This window comes from Pseudomonas sp. AC355, assembly GCF_979258205.1.
Window position 1 is genome coordinate 212,889 of the sequence record NZ_OZ409843.1, and the last position, 17,741, is coordinate 230,629.

Here is a 17,741-nt window from a genome sequence, read left to right on the forward strand (position 1 = left end):
TTACTGAACCTGGAGTACTTATGAGCGACGCCCTGCAACTGATTCTCGAAGATAGCGACGGCACCCAGCTGGAAACCTCGTGCACCCGTTTTGCCGTGCTCTGGCAGGGCAAGGAAGTGTGGATCCAGCAGGTCGGCAATGGCCAACTGATGATCGGCGTTGACGTCGCCGAGGGTGACACTGAATACGCCAACCTGCTGCTACGTCCACTGGCCACCAATCTGGTCAGTCTGGAACTTGAAATGGAGCCAGCTGCAGACGACGCTGATGATGACCATGTCCACGGCCCAGACTGCAATCACTGAGGAAACCCTATGCTTGCCCTCGGTAACCTGCTCGAACTGACCCTGGCCGGTTATGAACCCGCCTCGAAGATCCAGCTGGCGCCGGAGGGCACGCGCCTGCGATGGCTGGCCGAGGGTGCACTTGAAATCACCCCGGCCTGCGGTCGCGACAATGGCATGGATCTACTGCTCTCGGCGGGTATCCATGGCAATGAAACAGCCCCTATCGAACTACTCGACCGCCTGCTGTGCAGTATTGCTCGCAATGAACTGCAGCCGCGGGCACGCCTGTTGCTGCTGTTCGGCAATCCCGCAGCGATGCGCCGTGGCGTTCGCTTCGTTGAGCAGGATATCAACCGGTTGTTCAGCGGCCGGCACGAGCTCAGTAGCGGTGGCGAGGCGATGCGCGCCTGCGAGTTGGAGCATCTGGCGGCATCGTTCTTTGCTGATGCTGCGCGCACTCGCCTGCATTACGACCTGCATACTGCTATCCGCGCTTCGCGCATCGAACAGTTCGCCCTTTATCCCTGGGCTGAAGGGCGTCGCCAATCTCGACGTGAATGCGCACGGCTGCAGGCGGCGGGTATCGACGCGGTGCTCCTGCAGAGTCGCCCATCAACCACCTTCAGTGCTTACACCTACGCTCAGTTGGGTGCCGAGGCCTTCACTCTGGAATTGGGCAAGGCCCGGCCGTTCGGCCACAATGAGCTGGTCAACCTGGATCGTCTGGAACTGCGCTTGCAAGCCCTCATCGAGGGGCGCGAGCCGGCGGTCGAGGAGGCGGCAATTGAGCGTCTGCAACTGTTCTCCTTCGCTCGCGAGGTGATCAAGCACAGCGATGCCTTTACCCTGCATCTTCCAACAGATGTGGAAAACTTCACCGAACTGGCGCCCGGTTACCTGTTGGCCGAGGACTTGGCCAGCAGCCGCTGGGTCGTGGAGGAGCAGGGCGCACGAATCATTTTCCCCAACCCCAAAGTGCATAACGGCCAGCGCGCCGGCATCCTGATTGTTCCGGCCGACGCCTCGCTGTTGGCGTGATCCCCCATAAGGGCGGCGCATTCTATTTTTCGTTTATCTGCTCGCACAGGAGTGCATATGCCCATCATCGATCTGCGTAGCGACACCGTCACCCAACCTACCGCCGGCATGCGTGACGCAATGCTGTCCGCTGAGCTGGGCGATGACGTGTACGGCGAAGATCCAACCGTCAACCGCCTGGAACAGCGCCTTGCGCAGCAACTCGGCTTTGCTGCTGCGCTGTTCGTGCCGACCGGCACCATGAGCAACCTGCTCGGTTTGATGGCCCACTGCGAGCGCGGCGACGAATACATCGTCGGCCAGCAAGCACATACCTATAAGTACGAAGGCGGTGGCGCCGCCGTCCTCGGCTCGATCCAGCCCCAGCCACTGGACATGGAGCTGGACGGTTCTCTGGATCTGGCGCGCGTCGAAGCGGCGATCAAGCAGGACGACTTTCATTTCGCCCGCACCCGCTTGCTGGCGTTGGAAAACACCATGCAGGGCAAGGTGCTGCCCCTGGAGTATTTGGCAGACGCCCGCGCCTTCACGCGCAACAAAGGATTGGCGCTACACCTCGATGGCGCGCGGCTGTTCAATGCTGCCGTCAAACTGGGTGTCGAGGCGGGTGAAATCACCCAGTATTTCGATTCAGTCTCTGTGTGCCTGTCTAAGGGCCTGGGCGCGCCGGTGGGTTCCGTGCTGTGTGGTAGCGAGGCGCTGATCGCCAAGGCTCGGCGCCTGCGCAAGATGGTCGGTGGCGGTATGCGTCAGGCGGGCGTGTTGGCCGCTGCCGGTCAGTATGCGCTGGATCACCAGGTCGAGCGCCTGGTCGAGGATCACGCCAACGCCGACTGCCTGGCCGCTGGCCTGCGTGAGCTGGGCTACTCCGTCGAGCCGGTGCAGACCAATATGGTCTACGTGCAGCTCGGTGAGCGTGCCGATACGCTGAAAGCCTTCTGTGCTGAGCGAGGTATCCGCTTAAGCGCCGCGCCACGTTTGCGTATGGTCACGCATATGGATGTCAGTGCTGATGCCATTGGCCAGGTGATCGAGGCTTTTGCCACTTTTCGGCGCTGAGCCACTCAGTTGCTAGTCAGGCTTTCCTGCTGGCAGAACGATGGTCGTGAGTTGCACCAGGTGAGCCACTCTGATTCCCGGTCATCGTTGCAGGTCAGTGATTTCCGGTTATTGAGCGGTTGGCAAATAATTCAGGCTATGCCCTAGCCGCCACGGACAAGCCCGATATAATGCGGGCTTTTGCCGGCTTCGCCGTGGCCGCCTGTTTTCCTGGAAAATGCCAATGAAAAGCGCAGAAATCCGTGAAGCTTTCCTGAGCTTCTTCGAAGAGAAGGGGCACACCCGTGTCGCTTCCAGCTCCCTGATTCCGAACAACGATCCAACGTTGCTGTTCACCAACGCCGGCATGAACCAGTTCAAGGACTGCTTCCTGGGCCTGGAAAAGCGCGCCTACACACGCGCTGCGAGCAGCCAGAAGTGTGTGCGCGCGGGCGGCAAACACAACGATTTGGAAAACGTCGGCTATACCGCGCGTCACCACACCTTCTTCGAAATGCTCGGCAACTTCAGCTTTGGCGACTATTTCAAGCGTGATGCCATCCACTTCGCCTGGGAGTTCCTCACCGGCGAAAAGTGGCTGAACCTGCCCAAGGAAAAGCTCTGGGTTACGGTCTATGCCACCGATGACGAGGCTTACGACATCTGGAACAAGGAAGTCGGTGTGCCGGCCGAGCGGATGATCCGCATTGGCGACAACAAGGGCGCGCCGTATGCCTCCGACAACTTCTGGACCATGGGCGACACCGGCCCGTGCGGCCCGTGCACCGAGATCTTCTTTGACCACGGCGATCACATCTGGGGCGGCCCACCCGGCTCCGCGGAAGAGGACGGCGACCGTTATATCGAAATCTGGAACAACGTGTTCATGCAGTTCAATCGCACCGCTGACGGTGTTCTGCACCCGCTGCCGGCGCCGAGCGTGGACACCGGTATGGGCCTGGAGCGCGTCAGCGCGGTGCTGCAGCACGTCAACTCGAACTACGAGATTGACCTGTTCCAGAGCCTGCTTAACGCCAGCGCCCAGGCCATCGGCTGCGCCAACAACGGCGACGCGTCGCTGAAAGTGGTGGCCGACCATATTCGCTCCTGCAGCTTCCTGATCGCTGACGGCATCACTCCGTCCAACGAAGGCCGTGGCTACGTGCTGCGCCGTATCGTGCGTCGCGCTTGCCGTCACGGCAACAAGCTGGGCGCCAAGGGCAGCTTCTTCCACAAGATCGTCGCGGCGCTGGCCAGCGAGATGGGCGAAGCCTTCCCTGAATTGAAACAGCAGCAGGCGCACATCGAGCGCGTGCTGAAGACCGAAGAAGAGCAGTTCGCCAAGACCCTGGAGCAGGGCTTGAAGATCCTCGAGCAGGATCTCGCCGAACTGAGCGGCACGATGATTCCTGGTGAGGTGATCTTCAAGCTGTATGACACCTACGGTTTCCCGATGGATCTGACTGGTGATATCGCCCGTGAGCGCGAGTTGACTCTCGACGAGGCCGGCTTCGAGCGCGAGATGGACGCCCAGCGTGTACGTGCCCGTTCCGCCAGCGCCTTCGGTGTGGACTACAACAACCTGGTCAAGGTCGACAGCGACACCCGTTTCCTCGGTTACAAAGCTACTGTCGCCAGCGGTGAACTGCTTGTGCTGCTGCGCGACGGTCAATCCGTCGACACCCTGAGCGAAGGCGAGGAGGGCGTCGTAGTCCTCGACCAGACGCCGTTCTACGCTGAATCCGGTGGTCAGATCGGCGACTGTGGCTTCCTCGAGGGCCCTGGCGTGCGTTTCGACGTGCGTGACACCACCAAGGTCGGCGGCGCATGGTTGCACCACGGTGTGGTCAGCAAGGGCAGCCTGAGCGTTGGTGCCTCGATCAACGCCGAAGTGGATGCCTCGGTGCGTACTGCAACCGGGCTCAATCACTCGGCGACTCACCTGCTGCATGCTGCGCTGCGCCAGGTGCTCGGCGAGCACGTGCAGCAGAAAGGCTCGCTGGTGGACAGCCAGCGCCTGCGCTTCGACTTCAGTCACTTCGAGGCGATCAAGCCGGAACAGCTCAAGGAGCTGGAAGAGATCGTCAACCGCGAAGTGCGCCGCAATACGCCGGTACAGACCGAAGAGATGGATATCGAAAGAGCCAAGGCCAAAGGCGCCATGGCGCTGTTCGGTGAGAAGTACGGCGACAACGTGCGCGTGCTGACCATGGGCGACGGTTTCTCCGTCGAACTGTGTGGCGGCATCCACGCCAACCGTACCGGTGATATCGGTGTGTTCAAGATCCTCAGCGAAGGCGGTGTTGCTGCCGGTGTGCGCCGCATCGAAGCGGTCACGGGCGCTGCGGCGTTCGCCTACCTGAATGGCGCGGAAGAGCAATTGAAAGAGGCCGCAGCGCTGGTCAAGGGCAGTCGCGACAATCTGCTCGACAAGCTTGCTGCCGTACTCGATCGCAATCGCCAACTGGAGAAAGAGCTGGATCAGCTCAAGGCCAAGGCCGCCAGTGCGGCTGGCAGCGATCTGGCCGGTTCCGCCGTGGACATCAAGGGTGTCAAGACGCTCAGTGCGCGCATCGACGGCCTGGATGGCAAGGGCCTGCTGGCGCTGGTCGATCAATTGAAGAACAAGCTCGGCAGTGCGGTGATCCTGCTCGGCGGCGTGCAGGACGATAAGGTCGTGCTGGTGGCCGGCGTGACCCAGGATCTGACTGGCAAGCTGAAGGCCGGCGACTTGATGAAACAGGCCGCCGCTGCAGTTGGCGGCAAAGGCGGTGGTCGGCCGGACATGGCGCAGGGCGGTGGAGTCGATGCGGCTGCACTGGATGGCGCCCTGGCGCTGATCGGCCCGTTCGTCGAACAGGGCCTCTAAGGCTCGTAACTCAAGCGTGACCACGCTGCTTGCCATGCCCGGTGAGCAGAGTGGTGGTGTGCGGTGTTGTCTGTTTAATGGGCGCCCTTCACGGGCTGAGGCAGCTTTGAAATGGCTTTGATCGTACAGAAATTCGGCGGTACTTCCGTCGGCACCATCGAGCGAATCGCGCAGGTCGCCGAGAAGGTGAAGAAATTCCGCGAAAGGGGTGACGACATCGTCGTCGTGTTGTCCGCCATGAGCGGCGAGACCAATCGCCTTATCGATCTGGCCAAGCAGATCAGTGATGGTCAGCCGGTGGCGCGCGAGCTCGACGTGATGGTGTCCACCGGCGAGCAGGTGACCATTGCGCTGTTGGCTATGGCGCTGATCAGGCTTGGTGTGCCGGCTGTGTCTTACACCGGTAGCCAGGTGCGCATCCTGACCGACAGCTCGCATACCAAGGCGCGCATCCTGAGCATCGACGACGCCAACATCCGCGCTGACCTCAAGGCTGGTCGTGTGGTGGTGGTTGCCGGCTTCCAGGGTGTCGACGAGCAGGGCAATATCACGACCCTCGGGCGTGGTGGCTCCGACACCACTGGCGTGGCGTTGGCAGCGGCCCTGAAGGCCGATGAGTGCCAGATCTACACCGATGTCGATGGTGTTTACACCACCGATCCGCGGGTCGTTCCCAAAGCCCAGCGTCTGGAGAAGATTACCTTCGAAGAGATGCTGGAAATGGCCAGCCTGGGTTCCAAAGTGTTGCAAATTCGCTCGGTGGAATTCGCCGGCAAGTACAACGTCCCGCTGCGCGTCCTGCACAGCTTTCAAGAGGGGCCGGGCACCCTCATTACCATTGATGAAGAGGAATCCATGGAACAGCCGATCATCTCCGGCATCGCCTTCAACCGCGACGAAGCCAAGCTGACCATCCGTGGCGTACCTGATCTGCCGGGCGTTGCTTTCAAGATTCTTGGCCCGATCAGCTCCGCCAATATTGAAGTGGACATGATCGTGCAGAACGTCGCGCACGATAACACCACCGATTTTACCTTCACCGTGCACCGCAACGACTACCCGGCTGCCCAGCAGGTGCTTGAGGCCACTGCGCGCGATCTGGGGGCTCGTGAGGTGGTAGGTGACGTGAACATCGCCAAGGTATCCATTGTCGGCGTTGGTATGCGCTCTCACGCCGGTGTAGCCAGTCGCATGTTCGAAGCGCTGGCCAAGGAGAACATCAATATTCAGATGATCTCTACCTCGGAGATCAAGGTCTCGGTGGTCATCGAAGAGAAATATCTGGAATTGGCCGTGCGTGCCCTGCACACTGCGTTCGAGCTGGATGCACCAGCCCGTCAGGGCGACTGAGGCATCCTGCAAAAGGTGCGGTTCTTCCGCGCCTTTTGTACTTTTGGTTAGTGTTGGCGGAACTTTCCGTCCGTCTACGCTGGTCAATAGCTGGGCGTCGGCAATTTCGTATCGATCTTGGCCGGTGCTTTTCAACTGCTTGCAGACGTGTTGTCCGTAATTGAATCCGTAAGGAGAAAGGAATGCTGATTCTGACTCGTCGGGTCGGAGAGACCCTGATGGTGGGTGACGAAGTCACTGTCACCGTGTTGGGCGTTAAAGGTAATCAGGTGCGGATTGGCGTCAATGCGCCTAAGGAAGTCGCCGTGCACCGTGAAGAGATTTACCAGCGCATCCAGAAAGAGAAGGGCGAAGAACCAAACCACTAATTTTTCTCGAAATTTTGGTTTGCAAGCGGGGGAAATATGAGTATTATGCGCCCCGTGTTGCGGAGAGGTGGCCGAGTGGCCGAAGGCGCTCCCCTGCTAAGGGAGTACACCTCAAAAGGGTGTCGGGGGTTCGAATCCCCCCTTCTCCGCCATTATTTGGTTGGTCTGGTTTTAAGCCAGGTTGGCAAAAAAACCAGCGGTGATCTGGTCTAAAAACACCAAGCGGACTCATAGCTCAGCTGGATAGAGTACTCGGCTACGAACCGAGCGGTCGGAGGTTCGAATCCTCCTGGGTTCACCATATTGAATGGCTTGCAGCAATGCAGGCCATTTTGTTTCAGCCAGCGGTGATCTGGTTTAAAAGTGCCAAAGGTCACATGTAAAGCGTGGTGTTGGCTTTCAATTGATCTGTAACGGACTCATAGCTCAGCTGGATAGAGTACTCGGCTACGAACCGAGCGGTCGGAGGTTCGAATCCTCCTGGGTCCACCATATTGAATGGCTTGCAGTAATGCAGGCCATTTTGCTTCAGCCAGCGGTGATCTGGTTTAAAAGTGCCAAAGGTTACATGTAAAGCGTAGTGTTGGCTTTCAGGTGATCTGTAACGGACTCATAGCTCAGCTGGATAGAGTACTCGGCTACGAACCGAGCGGTCGGAGGTTCGAATCCTCCTGGGTCCACCATACAAAAGAAGGGCCTGCAGCGATGCAGGCCCTTTTTCTTTGTCTAGCGTTTTCCGGCCACACAGTCGTTGTGGTCGAAGCTCACCGTGCGCCGCTCGCTGTTGTATTTACTGGCGTAGTGATAGGTCGTCTGACCGTTGCGGCGGCTGATGCGCTCAGGCTTGCCGAGAGCGCTTTCTACGTCGCCGCGGGTCATGCCGGTGCGCACCTGTTTTCTGATTATCGCTTCACGCCTGGCGTTGCCGGTGACGGTATTGCCGCAGCCGTCCTGCTGCTCGCCGACCACGGTCAGCGAGCTGCTGGCGGTGTTGGCTGCTGCGCTTTTAATGGCGGGTTGCGGTACCGCCAGCGGAACGGCTGCTCCGTTGCCGGGTCTTGGATTATGGGTGTCCTGAATCTGCTGTTGCTGGCTTTCCGTGCAGCCGTGCCGAGTGAAGGTGATGTGACCATTGTCGTCTTCGCAGCGAAAGACACTTGAGGCGAACAGTGGGGTGGGGCAGAGCAATATGGCGCAGATGATTGCGCGGCGCATTCCATGCATGTGGCGTCCTCCGTGACGTGTCTGAGCAAGCTTAGCTGATGCACTTCTGGCTGCCAGGTATCTTCTTGTGTGATTACTATTCGAACTCCTGTGGGCGGGTTCAAGAAAACGCTGCAAGCGCTTGTCTTGCCATGCCTTTGTCACGTACATGGCTGATTAGCGTGTTATTATTCGTCTGTCAGCCCCGCCGGGGCTTGTGGATCCTCACCATGGACTTACCCAGTAGTAACTCAGAATTTCAAGTGTGCAATCACGTATTGACTGATTGATCCTCGCTGGCGCGCGCCGCCGCTGGGGGCGGAGTGTGCCATGTCAGAAGTAGAAACCAAGAAGCCGCAAGAAAGCCTGCAGGATCGACTCGCTCAGGTCGTTGAGCTATTGCAGCGGCATCGGCTGGTTGAAGACCTTACTCATCGCCAGGAAGGCCACCATCAGGATCGCGTCGAGGGGCTGGTGCATCGGCAGAACCTCGCCGAGCTGCAGCGCAAGCTCGATGATCTGCACTCCGCTGACGTCGCCTACATTCTCGAAGCTCTTCCGCTGCAAGATCGCCTGGCCATCTGGCAGTTGGTCAAGGCGGATCGCGACGGCGATATCCTTCTTGAAGTGTCCGACGCCGTGCGTGAGACGCTGCTCGCCGACATGGAGGATCACGAGATCCTCGCGGCGGCGAAAGAGATGGATGCGGACGAACTCGCGGATCTAGCCTCTGAGCTCCCGCGTGATGTCGTTCATGAGCTGATGGAGACCCTCGACGCTCAGCAGCGCGAGCGCGTGCGTTCTGCGCTCTCCTATGAGGATGAGCAGGTCGGAGCGCTGATGGACTTCGAGATGGTCACCATCCGTGAGGACGTCAGTCTAGAGGTAGTGCTGCGTTATCTGCGCCGGCTCAAGGAGCTGCCAGGGCATACCGACAAGTTATTCGTGGTCGATTACGACGGTGTGCTCAAGGGCGTGCTGTCGATCAAGCGTCTGCTGGTAAACGACCCTGAGAAGCAGGTTGCCGATGTCATGGCCAATGACCCGGTCAGCTTTCATCCTGATGAAGATGCCTACGACGCTGCTCAGGCTTTCGAGCGTTATGACTTGATCTCCGCGCCGGTAGTCGACAAGAACGGCAAGCTCATCGGTCGCCTGACTATCGATGAAATGGTCGATCTGATTCGTGAGGAAAGCGAAAGCGAAGTGCTCAACATGGCGGGTCTGCGCGAAGAGGAAGATATCTTCGCTTCCGTCTGGAAATCGCTGCGTAACCGCTGGGCCTGGCTGGCTGTGAATTTGGTTACGGCTTTCATGGCGTCACGAGTTATCGGTCTGTTCGAGGGTTCCATCGAGAAGTTGGTGGCGTTGGCCGCCTTGATGCCTATCGTTGCTGGTATCGGTGGCAATTCGGGTAATCAGACCATCACCATGATCGTCCGCGCGATGGCGCTCGATCAGGTCAGTACCGGCAATGGCAATACGTCACGGCTGATTCGCAAGGAGCTGAGCGTTGCGCTGATCAACGGTCTGGTTTGGGGTGGAGTGATTGGTGTAGTGGCGTACGGCCTCTATGACAGCTGGTCATTGGGCTTGGTGATGACTGCGGCAATGACCCTCAATCTGCTTTTGGCGGCCCTGATGGGGGTGCTGATTCCTATGACGTTGATGCGCTTGGGGCGTGATCCGGCGATGGGCGCCAGCGTGATGATTACGGCAGTCACCGACAGCGGTGGGTTTTTCATTTTCCTGGGCATGGCTTCGCTGTTCCTCCTCTAGGGAGGTGTAGCTTTTCGTAGGCAACAAAAAAACCGGCTCCAGGCCGGTTTTTTGTTTTCGTGCAGTTAGTCGTCGTTGCCGGCGGCCATCTCTGCATCGTGCGCGATCAGTGCAACCAGCGCATTCTGCTGGCGGCGCGACAGCTGCCGGAAGCGCTGTAGCAGCTCCCGCTCGTGCAGGGACAGCTCTGGGCTGTCCAGGCGCACGCCGAGCTCGTCGTCCAGAGCGCCTTCCTGAAGCATGCTCTGCTCCAGGCGCGCAATGATCTCGGAGTTCATGCTGCGGTGGTGTTGGCGGGCGACATCAGCAATGCGCTCACGCATGCCGTCGGGCAACCGAACGACGAACTTGTCAGCCGTACGGCTGGAGTAGATAGCCTGTTTCATAGGGCGCATACATCAACCAATTAGTTCAGGGAAACGAAGCTGTAGTGGCATATAGCTACGGGATTGTCAGCATTTTGACCATCTTTAGCGCTAGCCGTTCAACTCGGTCGGAATTTTGTCTGCCGATTATACTACTGGATATCAGATAATTGACGCCAATTACGTGTCGTATTCTGGCCTGAATAAAGGCTTTATGCCAGTACCTGTTGCCGAAATTCGTCTCGAATGCGCGGGAAGTCGCATTTATCGGGCATTTATTACCCCGATCGCTGCGCTCTGCAATCGCGTTTGCGCGGCAGACCCCGTCCGCTTCGGGAGTTGCAGGGTGCGCAATGCGATATCTGATCACTTGGCTGACATGGGGTTGGCGCTACCGGGGCGCAGTGCAGGTATTATCCAGTGGGTGCCGAGTCTGGTAGGCCAATGATATCGCTCCGCTTGATTTGCGTCGTGAACTGCATCGCGATGGTGCTAGATCGTCTGGCTGGAAAGGCCAAAGAGGTTTTTAAATGGCGGGTAGGTTGATCTATCTCATGGGGCCTTCTGGGGCGGGTAAGGACAGCCTGCTTGAGGCTGCGCGTGAGCGTCTGGAGGCTCAGAGATGTCGGGTCGCTAGACGTGTAATCACCCGCTCTGCGGAGGCCGTTGGAGAGGATGCTATCGCCGTCTCTTGCGATGAGTTCGAGAAGCTGCAGCTGGCGGGCGCTTTCGCGATGAGCTGGCGGGCTAATAGCCTAGCCTACGGCATCCTCAAGGAGATCGATGCGTGGTTGGCGGCAGGATATCAGGTGCTGGTCAACGGTTCTCGGGGATACCTGGGCGAGGCCCGCCAGCTTTACCCTGGGCTGTTGCCCGTGCTTCTAGAGGTCGAGCCAAATGTGTTGCGCTCAAGGTTGCTGCATCGTGGTCGCGAAGCGCTTGATGAGATCGAAGCCAGATTGGCGCGCAATGAGAAGTTTGTTGCAGGCGGGGAGGGTATGGCCGATCAAAGCCTGATTCGCCTCGACAACTCGGGGCGTCTTGAGGGCACCGTTACCCGGTTGCTACATCTGCTACAGACCGAGGCGCCTGCAGGCTATGCTAGTTAAGGCGCTCCTCATTACTTCTGCTGTTAGCTATCGCCAAGCTGATGTGCGGAGCTAACGTAAGATCGGATCGAACTTGACTCGCTTGCCGATCAGCAATGCAACTGCCAGTGATACCGCGCTGATGGCCAGTACGACCTTTGCAGTAGCTGTCAGCCACTCGGTCTGTTCTGGTGCCATCCAGAGCAGGCATCCGGATATCACTGCCGTCAGCAGAAACAACAAGGCTGTTTTGGACATCATGTTCTCCATACGCTGCGCGTTTGACATCTAGAAAAAAGGTTCATTGGGGCCATTCTGCTCATACTTAAATGTTTCCGGCGGAGCCTGCTCTGAAAGCCCATCTATCAGCCAAATGGCGACACAGGTGATGGTAGCGAGCAGCAGTACGAATCCGGGGAAAAATACACTCCACATGTCAGTTACTCATACTCAGAACGTGAAACGTTGCTGTGAGCGGGGTTGCCACTCATCGTTTGAGAGTGGCTTGGCAGCGTATTGGCCAGGTTCGACCTTGGTAGCGTGCTGAAACTGCACAGGTGTGGCGCGCATCTGCTGCACCAGGTGCATGGCTGTGGCCTGCTGTTGGTTATTTTGAAAATTGGCGAATGCGGCGCCTGCTAGCAGGGTCAGAGCGATGGCGGTGGCCAGGGCGATGAAGCTGTTCATGGTGGGGTTCTCGCATTCGGATTCTATGCGAGTAAAAGAGCAGTTCCCGTGCCAATCTTTTTAAATAAAAAAATACTTATAAATCAATAAGTTGTAAGTAAATTTACAGCCTGATGCCGTGCATGTTGCAAGGTGGTCAAACTGGCGCATTGCAAAATGCATGAATGCCCTTCGGCGTCAGTCCAGAGGCAGCTCCGTGGTGCGCTTCACTTCGCTCATCGCGATGCCCGAATGCGCTTCCTGAACATGGGGGCGCTGCAGGAGCTGGTCGCGCAGAAAGCGCTCGTAACTGGCGATATCCCGCGCCACCACCTTGAGCAGATAGTCAGAGCTGCCGGCCATGGTGTAGCACTCCAGAACCTCCGGGTAGCCGGTGATCGCTTGCTCGAATTCGTCGAGATTGCTGCGTCCGTGGGCTGATAATTTGATGCTGACGAAAACGGTGATGTTGAAGCCGAGTCGTTTATGGCTGAGCAGTGCGACTTTTCGTTCGATGAAGCCTTCTTCCTGCAGGCGGTTGATGCGTCGCCAGCAGGGTGACTGGGACAGCTCCACTTTCTTGGCTATCTCGGCGGCGCTCAGGTCGGCATTGCGTTGCATCAGGCGCAGGATGCGGCGGTCGATGGCGCTCAATGGCTCGTGCATGTTCGTTTCCGGTTAGTCGTTTTTATTGGAACGTTCATGCTCAGTATTGGCATTGGCGGCGCAAATGAGAAAGAAAAAATCGCTGAGCTCCGGTCTATGCTTAAGGCAGTCATCCATACAGTGATCCTGATGGATGTGGACAAGTGGCACCTACCGTTGCCACTTGAAAAGGTCGCTATAAAAACAACAGGAGCGCCGCCCTATGTCTTTGGCCGAAATCCGCCTGGACGACAAGTACCGTCTCGCCACGGGTCATCTGTACCTGACCGGCACCCAGGCGCTCACTCGCCTGCCCATGTTGCAGAAGCAGCGTGATTCCGCTGCAGGCCTGAATACAGCCTGCTTCATTTCCGGTTATCGCGGATCGCCGCTGGGTGGGCTGGACAAGAGCCTCTGGGAGGCTCGCGAGTTTCTACAGCAGAACGCCATCCACTTTCAGCCCGGCGTCAACGAAGAGCTCGGCGCCACTGCGGTATGGGGTAGCCAGCAGACCAACTTGTTTCCTGGCGCCCGCTACGATGGGGTATTCGCCATGTGGTATGGCAAAGGCCCGGGGGTCGACCGCAGTGGCGATGTGTTCAAGCACGGCAACTCGGCGGGCGTTTCGCCCCATGGCGGTGTGTTGCTACTGGCCGGTGACGACCATGGCTGCAAGTCGTCGACCATCGCACACCAGAGCGAGCATGCCTTCATTGCCGCTTCGATCCCGGTGCTCAACCCCGCCAATGTTCAGGAAATCCTCGATTACGGCATCATCGGCTGGGAGCTTTCGCGCTACAGCGGCTGCTGGGTGGCGCTGAAAACCATTGCTGAAAACGTCGACTCTTCGGCCGTGGTGGATGTCGATCCGCAGCGCGTGCAGATCAGCCTGCCCAACGATTTCGAACTGCCCGAAGATGGCGTACACATCCGCTGGCCAGATCCTCCCCTGGCTCAGGAAAAACGCCTCAACGTCTACAAGATCTATGCGGCGCGAGCGTTTGCGCGTGCCAACGGCCTGAACAAGATCATGCTCGACTCGCCCAATCCACGGTTGGGCATTATCACCACGGGCAAGTCCTATCTCGATGTGCGGCAGGCTCTGGAGGATCTAGGGCTGGATGACGCGCTCTGTGCGCAGATCGGCTTGCGCGTGCTCAAGGTCGGCATGAGTTGGCCGCTTGAGCCAGTTTCCGTGCATGATTTTGCCGAAGGGCTGGATGAAATTCTGGTCGTCGAGGAAAAGCGCAGCATCATCGAAGACCAACTGACCGGCCAGCTCTATAACTGGCCTGTCGGCAAGCGCCCGAGGGTGGTGGGTGAGTTCGACGAGCAGGGCCAGTCACTGTTGCCCAATCTGGGTGAGCTGACGCCGGCGATGATCGCCCGGGTCATCGCTCGGCGACTGTCTCCCATCTACACCAGTGATGTGATCGAGGCGCGCCTCGGCTTTCTCGATGCCAAGGAAAAGGCCCTGGCAGCGCGCAGCTACAGCACCGTACGTACCCCGCATTTCTGCTCGGGTTGCCCGCACAACAGTTCCACCAAGGTGCCTGATGGCAGTCGCGCCATGGGCGGCATCGGTTGCCACTACATGACCCAGTGGATGGATCGCAGTACCGAGACCTTCACCCAGATGGGCGGCGAAGGGGTGACCTGGATCGGCCAGGCGCCATTCACCGATACCCCGCACGTGTTCCAGAATCTGGGTGACGGCACCTACTTCCATTCTGGGCATCTGGCCGTGCGTGCTGCTGTCGCGGCAGGCGTCAACATCACCTACAAGATTCTCTACAACGATGCGGTTGCCATGACGGGGGGGCAGCCGGTGGATGGCGAGCTGCGCGTCGATCAACTGAGCCAACAGGTATTCGCCGAGGGTGTGAAACGCATCGCGGTGGTCAGCGATGAGCCTGAGAAGTACCCGAGCCGCTCGACCTTCGCCTCGATCACTACCTTTCATCACCGTCGTGAACTGGATGCCGTGCAGCGTGAAATGCGTGAGTGCAAGGGCGTTTCGGTGATCATCTACGACCAGACCTGCGCGACCGAAAAGCGCCGCCGGCGCAAGCGCGGCAAACTGGTCGACCCTGCGCGGCGCGCCTTTATCAACTCTGCGGTGTGTGAGGGCTGTGGCGACTGCAGCGTGAAATCCAACTGCCTGTCGGTGCTGCCGCTGGAGACTGAGCTGGGGCGTAAGCGGGAGATCGACCAGAACGCCTGCAACAAGGATTTCAGTTGCCTGGACGGCTTCTGCCCCAGTTTCGTGACGGTGCACGGCGGGCAACTGCGCCAACCGCAGGCGGTCGGGGCGGGCGCATTGTTCGTGGCGCTGCCGGAGCCGCGCCTGCCGTCGTTGCAACGGCCCTGGAGCATTCTGCTGCCCGGTGTCGGCGGCAGCGGGGTGACCACCGTGGGAGCATTGCTGGGCATGGCGGCGCACCTGGAAGGTAAGGGCTGCACGGTGCTCGACCAGGCAGGCCTGGCGCAGAAGTTCGGCCCGGTGAATACCCATGTGCGCATCGCCGCCCATCAGGACGATATCTATGCGGTGCGTATCGCCGCCGGCGAGGCAGACCTGCTGATCGGCTGCGACCTGGTGGTGGCGGCCGGCGAGGATGCTCTCGCCAAGCTCAACGAGCAGGTGTCCCACGCGGTCATCAACAGCCATGAGGCGGCCACTGCTGAGTTCACCCGCAACCCCGATGCTCAGGTGCCGGGGCAGGCCATGCGCCAGACGCTGAGCGATGCCGTGGGAGCGGACAAGACCTGGTTCGTCGATGCCACTCATCTGGCAACTCGGCTACTAGGCGATAGCATCGCCACCAACCTGTTCATGCTGGGTTATGCCTACCAGAAAGGGCTGGTGCCGGTCAGCTCTCAAGCCATCGACAAGGCCATCGAGCTGAACAATGTGGCGGTCGCATTCAACCAGCAGGCATTTCTCTGGGGGCGGCGCGCCGCCCATGATGCGGCAGCGGTCGAGCGCTTGGTGCGGCCTGCGATCGCAGAGGTACCACGCTGCGAGACGCTGGAGGCAATCCTTGAGGATCGGGTCACACGCCTCACCGCCTATCAGAATGCCACCTATGCCGAGCGTTATCGGCAGTTGGTGATGCGTGTCAGCGAACGTGACAACGACCCTCAGCGTCGCCTGAGCCAGGCCGTGGCGCGTTACTACTTCAAACTTCTGGCCTACAAGGACGAATACGAGGTGGCGCGTCTGTATAGCGACAGCGCTTTCAACGAGGCATTGCGGGCGCAGTTCGAGGGTGATTTCCGGCTGCAGTTTCATCTGGCGCCTTCCTGGCTCAGTCACACCGACAAGGTAACCGGCGAGCCTCGCAAGCGCAGCTTCGGGCCCTGGATGCTAAAGGCATTCAAGGTGCTGTCGTCGCTGCGGTTCTTGCGTGGCACCTGGGTGGATCCGTTCGCTCATAGCGAAGAACGGCGAATGGAGCGTTCCCTTATTGGTGATTATGAGCGCAGTGTAGGAATGCTGCTTGAAGGCCTCACCGCCTCCAACTACCAGACTGCGTTGGCCATCGCCGAACTTCCAGAGCAGATCCGGGGCTATGGGCATGTAAAGGAAAAGGCCGTGCTAAGCGTGCGTGAGCAGGAGCGGCAATTGCAGATAAGGATGAAGGCAGAGGAGATTGCGGTGGTCAGGGTGTTCGAACCGGCAGCTTGATCAAAAGCCCGTTGGCAACGGCATGACAAATCCCGTCGTGATGGTTAACATGCCGGCCGGCTGCTGTAATGAGCGCCGGATCCAAAGGGTCTCCTTAGTTCAACGGATAGAATAAGCCCCTCCTAAGGGCTAGATGCTGGTTCGATTCCAGCAGGGGACGCCATGATCCAGCGCTGAGGATGGAGATGTTTCCATCGCGGCTCAGCCACACAAGTTTGCGTTAGCCTGATAAAAATCAAAAAAAGACCCGGCAAAAAGCCGGGTCAATAACCGTGATTAGCCTGATGAGGAGATAAACTGGAGCTTCCGTGTGGATGCATTCAGCTTATCAAGCCAGCTTCGCAGCTGACGATGTAGATAATAATCATTCTCGATTTTTAGTCAATGAAAATCCTTCTCATTTCTTCTAATGGGTTTCCTCGCGCCTGACAGATAGTGCGCGGGCAAATCATGGATGTGCGCCTTTCAGTATTATGCGCTGAGCATGTCATCTTGCCTGTCGGCAGGCTACGCTAGTGGGCATTTCCCTCAGCCAGGTAAGCAATATGTCCGATCAGCCAAACGATGTGCCCGGCGTAGAGCCGTTGACTGCCGTCGAGGCGCGCATTTTGGGGAGCCTGATCGAGAAGCAGGCGACGACCCCGGAAGCTTATCCGCTGACATTGAATTCTCTGGTGCTGGCTTGCAATCAGAAGACCAGCCGCGAGCCGTTGATGAATCTTACCCAGGGTGCTATCGGGCAGGGCTTGCGAAGCCTGGAAGAGCGCGGCTTGGCACGGCTGGTTATGGGGAGTCGCGCTGATCGCTGGGAACAACGTGCCGACAAAGCACTGGAGTTGGTTGCGCCGCAAGTGACGCTGATTGGTTTGCTGTTGCTGCGCGGGCCGCAGACGATCAGTGAGCTGCTTACGCGAAGCAATCGCCTACATAACTTCGACGATGCTGACCAGGTGCAGCACCACTTGGAACGTTTGATTGGGCGTGAGCTGGTGAGCCTGGTCGGTCGTCAGCCTGGGCAGCGCGAAGATCGCTATGCCCATCTGTTGGGTGATCCGGCGGAGTTGCAGGTGCAGCTACAAGAGCGTTCAAGGCAGGGAGAGCGCTCGTCTGATGGATCTTCTTCGGATCGCCTGGAGGCACTTGAGGCGCGGATCAATGAGCTTGAGGCGCGCCTGGCAATGCTGGAAGGCAATACATCTGCTTGAGCCTTCAAATGGGCCTTCTCGCATAGGCTACGTATTGCTGCGGAATAATGAACTGTTGTGCACTGCGCATTATCAATAGGGCACTGCCATCACAGGCCGAGCCGTGAAGGCTGTTTGCCCATTGGGTGTTTGTTTGATTTAGATTGAGC

Annotated in this window: 15 protein-coding genes and 5 tRNA genes; 15 read left to right on the forward strand and 5 right to left on the reverse strand. The window is 58.6% G+C overall.

Annotation, left to right across the window (positions count from 1 at the left end; genetic code table 11):
- The first annotated feature begins 20 nt into the window (after positions 1–20).
- From ACZ0AI_RS01100 to ACZ0AI_RS01145, 10 genes are all read left to right on the forward strand, one after another.
- Complete coding sequence (locus tag ACZ0AI_RS01100; RefSeq protein WP_225830866.1) at positions 21–305, forward strand: topoisomerase II; 285 nt, start codon at positions 21–23, stop codon at positions 303–305.
- Between the two features lie 9 nt (positions 306–314).
- Positions 315–1,325 carry a succinylglutamate desuccinylase gene (gene astE, locus ACZ0AI_RS01105; RefSeq protein WP_463564187.1) on the forward strand — a complete coding sequence of 337 codons (1,011 nt, stop codon included), beginning with the start codon at positions 315–317 and terminating at the stop codon, positions 1,323–1,325.
- 57 nt (positions 1,326–1,382) lie between these two features.
- Positions 1,383–2,384 carry a low-specificity L-threonine aldolase gene (gene ltaE, locus ACZ0AI_RS01110; protein ID WP_463564188.1) on the forward strand — a complete coding sequence of 334 codons (1,002 nt, stop codon included), beginning with the start codon at positions 1,383–1,385 and terminating at the stop codon, positions 2,382–2,384.
- A gap of 223 nt (positions 2,385–2,607) precedes the next feature.
- A complete protein-coding gene (alaS, locus tag ACZ0AI_RS01115) occupies positions 2,608–5,232 on the forward strand; it encodes an alanine--tRNA ligase (protein WP_463566211.1) in 2,625 nt (874 codons plus the stop codon).
- A gap of 111 nt (positions 5,233–5,343) precedes the next feature.
- Positions 5,344–6,582: an aspartate kinase gene (locus tag ACZ0AI_RS01120; protein ID WP_463564189.1), complete on the forward strand. Its 1,239-nt coding sequence runs from the start codon at positions 5,344–5,346 to the stop codon at positions 6,580–6,582.
- Positions 6,583–6,764: 182 nt separating this feature from the next.
- A complete protein-coding gene (csrA, locus tag ACZ0AI_RS01125) occupies positions 6,765–6,950 on the forward strand; it encodes a carbon storage regulator CsrA (protein WP_013792214.1) in 186 nt (61 codons plus the stop codon).
- Positions 6,951–7,011: 61 nt separating this feature from the next.
- Positions 7,012–7,102 (forward strand) — tRNA-Ser (locus ACZ0AI_RS01130).
- Between the two features lie 72 nt (positions 7,103–7,174).
- Positions 7,175–7,251, forward strand: a tRNA-Arg gene (locus ACZ0AI_RS01135).
- 114 nt (positions 7,252–7,365) lie between these two features.
- Positions 7,366–7,442: transfer RNA gene (locus ACZ0AI_RS01140), tRNA-Arg, on the forward strand.
- Between the two features lie 114 nt (positions 7,443–7,556).
- Positions 7,557–7,633, forward strand: a tRNA-Arg gene (locus ACZ0AI_RS01145).
- Positions 7,634–7,676: 43 nt separating this feature from the next.
- Here the strand turns inward: ACZ0AI_RS01145 and ACZ0AI_RS01150 are convergent.
- On the reverse strand, positions 7,677–8,174 hold the full coding sequence (locus tag ACZ0AI_RS01150) for a DUF4124 domain-containing protein (protein WP_463564190.1): 498 nt from the start codon (positions 8,172–8,174) through the stop codon (positions 7,677–7,679).
- Positions 8,175–8,483: 309 nt separating this feature from the next.
- On the opposite strand from ACZ0AI_RS01150, the gene mgtE reads away from it, so the two are divergent.
- Positions 8,484–9,932: a magnesium transporter gene (gene mgtE / locus ACZ0AI_RS01155; RefSeq protein WP_463564191.1), complete on the forward strand. Its 1,449-nt coding sequence runs from the start codon at positions 8,484–8,486 to the stop codon at positions 9,930–9,932.
- Between the two features lie 65 nt (positions 9,933–9,997).
- Here the strand turns inward: mgtE and ACZ0AI_RS01160 are convergent, their stop codons facing one another.
- On the reverse strand, positions 9,998–10,327 hold the full coding sequence (locus ACZ0AI_RS01160) for an Arc family DNA-binding protein (RefSeq protein ID WP_027906133.1): 330 nt from the start codon (positions 10,325–10,327) through the stop codon (positions 9,998–10,000).
- A gap of 500 nt (positions 10,328–10,827) precedes the next feature.
- On the opposite strand from ACZ0AI_RS01160, the gene phnN reads away from it, so the two are divergent.
- The gene (gene phnN / locus ACZ0AI_RS01165) at positions 10,828–11,406 is read left to right on the forward strand and encodes a phosphonate metabolism protein/1,5-bisphosphokinase (PRPP-forming) PhnN (protein ID WP_463564192.1); all 579 of its coding nucleotides are present in this window, start codon (positions 10,828–10,830) and stop codon (positions 11,404–11,406) included.
- Between the two features lie 51 nt (positions 11,407–11,457).
- Here the strand turns inward: phnN and ACZ0AI_RS01170 are convergent, their stop codons facing one another.
- The 3 genes from ACZ0AI_RS01170 to ACZ0AI_RS01180 all read right to left on the reverse strand — a co-directional run bounded on the left by ACZ0AI_RS01170 (position 11,458) and on the right by ACZ0AI_RS01180 (position 12,717).
- Positions 11,458–11,643, reverse strand: a complete 186-nt coding sequence (locus tag ACZ0AI_RS01170) for a PA3371 family protein (RefSeq protein WP_463564193.1) — start codon at positions 11,641–11,643, stop codon at positions 11,458–11,460.
- Positions 11,644–11,835: 192 nt separating this feature from the next.
- Positions 11,836–12,072 carry a hypothetical protein gene (locus ACZ0AI_RS01175; protein ID WP_463564194.1) on the reverse strand — a complete coding sequence of 79 codons (237 nt, stop codon included), beginning with the start codon at positions 12,070–12,072 and terminating at the stop codon, positions 11,836–11,838.
- Between the two features lie 177 nt (positions 12,073–12,249).
- Complete coding sequence (locus tag ACZ0AI_RS01180; RefSeq protein WP_463564195.1) at positions 12,250–12,717, reverse strand: Lrp/AsnC family transcriptional regulator; 468 nt, start codon at positions 12,715–12,717, stop codon at positions 12,250–12,252.
- A gap of 202 nt (positions 12,718–12,919) precedes the next feature.
- On the opposite strand from ACZ0AI_RS01180, the gene ACZ0AI_RS01185 reads away from it, so the two are divergent.
- The 3 genes from ACZ0AI_RS01185 to ACZ0AI_RS01195 all read left to right on the forward strand — a co-directional run bounded on the left by ACZ0AI_RS01185 (position 12,920) and on the right by ACZ0AI_RS01195 (position 17,592).
- Positions 12,920–16,387 (forward strand): indolepyruvate ferredoxin oxidoreductase family protein, encoded by a 3,468-nt coding sequence (locus tag ACZ0AI_RS01185; RefSeq protein WP_463566212.1) that lies wholly within the window; start codon positions 12,920–12,922, stop codon positions 16,385–16,387.
- 88 nt (positions 16,388–16,475) lie between these two features.
- Positions 16,476–16,550: transfer RNA gene (locus ACZ0AI_RS01190), tRNA-Arg, on the forward strand.
- Between the two features lie 382 nt (positions 16,551–16,932).
- Positions 16,933–17,592, forward strand: a complete 660-nt coding sequence (locus ACZ0AI_RS01195; protein WP_463564196.1) for a YceH family protein — start codon at positions 16,933–16,935, stop codon at positions 17,590–17,592.
- Positions 17,593–17,741 lie beyond the last annotated feature (149 nt).

Excerpts from the sequence above, each read along its gene's own strand:
- ACZ0AI_RS01100 (WP_225830866.1), top strand. The coding sequence starts at position 21 with ATGAGCGACGCCCTGCAACTGATTCTCGAAGATAGCGACGGCACCCAG.
- astE (WP_463564187.1), top strand. The coding sequence starts at position 315 with ATGCTTGCCCTCGGTAACCTGCTCGAACTGACCCTGGCCGGTTATGAA.
- ltaE (WP_463564188.1), top strand. The coding sequence starts at position 1,383 with ATGCCCATCATCGATCTGCGTAGCGACACCGTCACCCAACCTACCGCC.
- alaS (WP_463566211.1), top strand. The coding sequence starts at position 2,608 with ATGAAAAGCGCAGAAATCCGTGAAGCTTTCCTGAGCTTCTTCGAAGAG.
- ACZ0AI_RS01120 (WP_463564189.1), top strand. The coding sequence starts at position 5,344 with ATGGCTTTGATCGTACAGAAATTCGGCGGTACTTCCGTCGGCACCATC.
- csrA (WP_013792214.1), top strand. The coding sequence starts at position 6,765 with ATGCTGATTCTGACTCGTCGGGTCGGAGAGACCCTGATGGTGGGTGAC.
- ACZ0AI_RS01150 (WP_463564190.1), bottom strand. The coding sequence starts at position 8,174 with ATGCATGGAATGCGCCGCGCAATCATCTGCGCCATATTGCTCTGCCCC.
- mgtE (WP_463564191.1), top strand. The coding sequence starts at position 8,484 with ATGTCAGAAGTAGAAACCAAGAAGCCGCAAGAAAGCCTGCAGGATCGA.
- ACZ0AI_RS01160 (WP_027906133.1), bottom strand. The coding sequence starts at position 10,327 with ATGCGCCCTATGAAACAGGCTATCTACTCCAGCCGTACGGCTGACAAG.
- phnN (WP_463564192.1), top strand. The coding sequence starts at position 10,828 with ATGGCGGGTAGGTTGATCTATCTCATGGGGCCTTCTGGGGCGGGTAAG.
- ACZ0AI_RS01170 (WP_463564193.1), bottom strand. The coding sequence starts at position 11,643 with ATGTCCAAAACAGCCTTGTTGTTTCTGCTGACGGCAGTGATATCCGGA.
- ACZ0AI_RS01175 (WP_463564194.1), bottom strand. The coding sequence starts at position 12,072 with ATGAACAGCTTCATCGCCCTGGCCACCGCCATCGCTCTGACCCTGCTA.
- ACZ0AI_RS01180 (WP_463564195.1), bottom strand. The coding sequence starts at position 12,717 with ATGCACGAGCCATTGAGCGCCATCGACCGCCGCATCCTGCGCCTGATG.
- ACZ0AI_RS01185 (WP_463566212.1), top strand. The coding sequence starts at position 12,920 with ATGTCTTTGGCCGAAATCCGCCTGGACGACAAGTACCGTCTCGCCACG.
- ACZ0AI_RS01195 (WP_463564196.1), top strand. The coding sequence starts at position 16,933 with ATGTCCGATCAGCCAAACGATGTGCCCGGCGTAGAGCCGTTGACTGCC.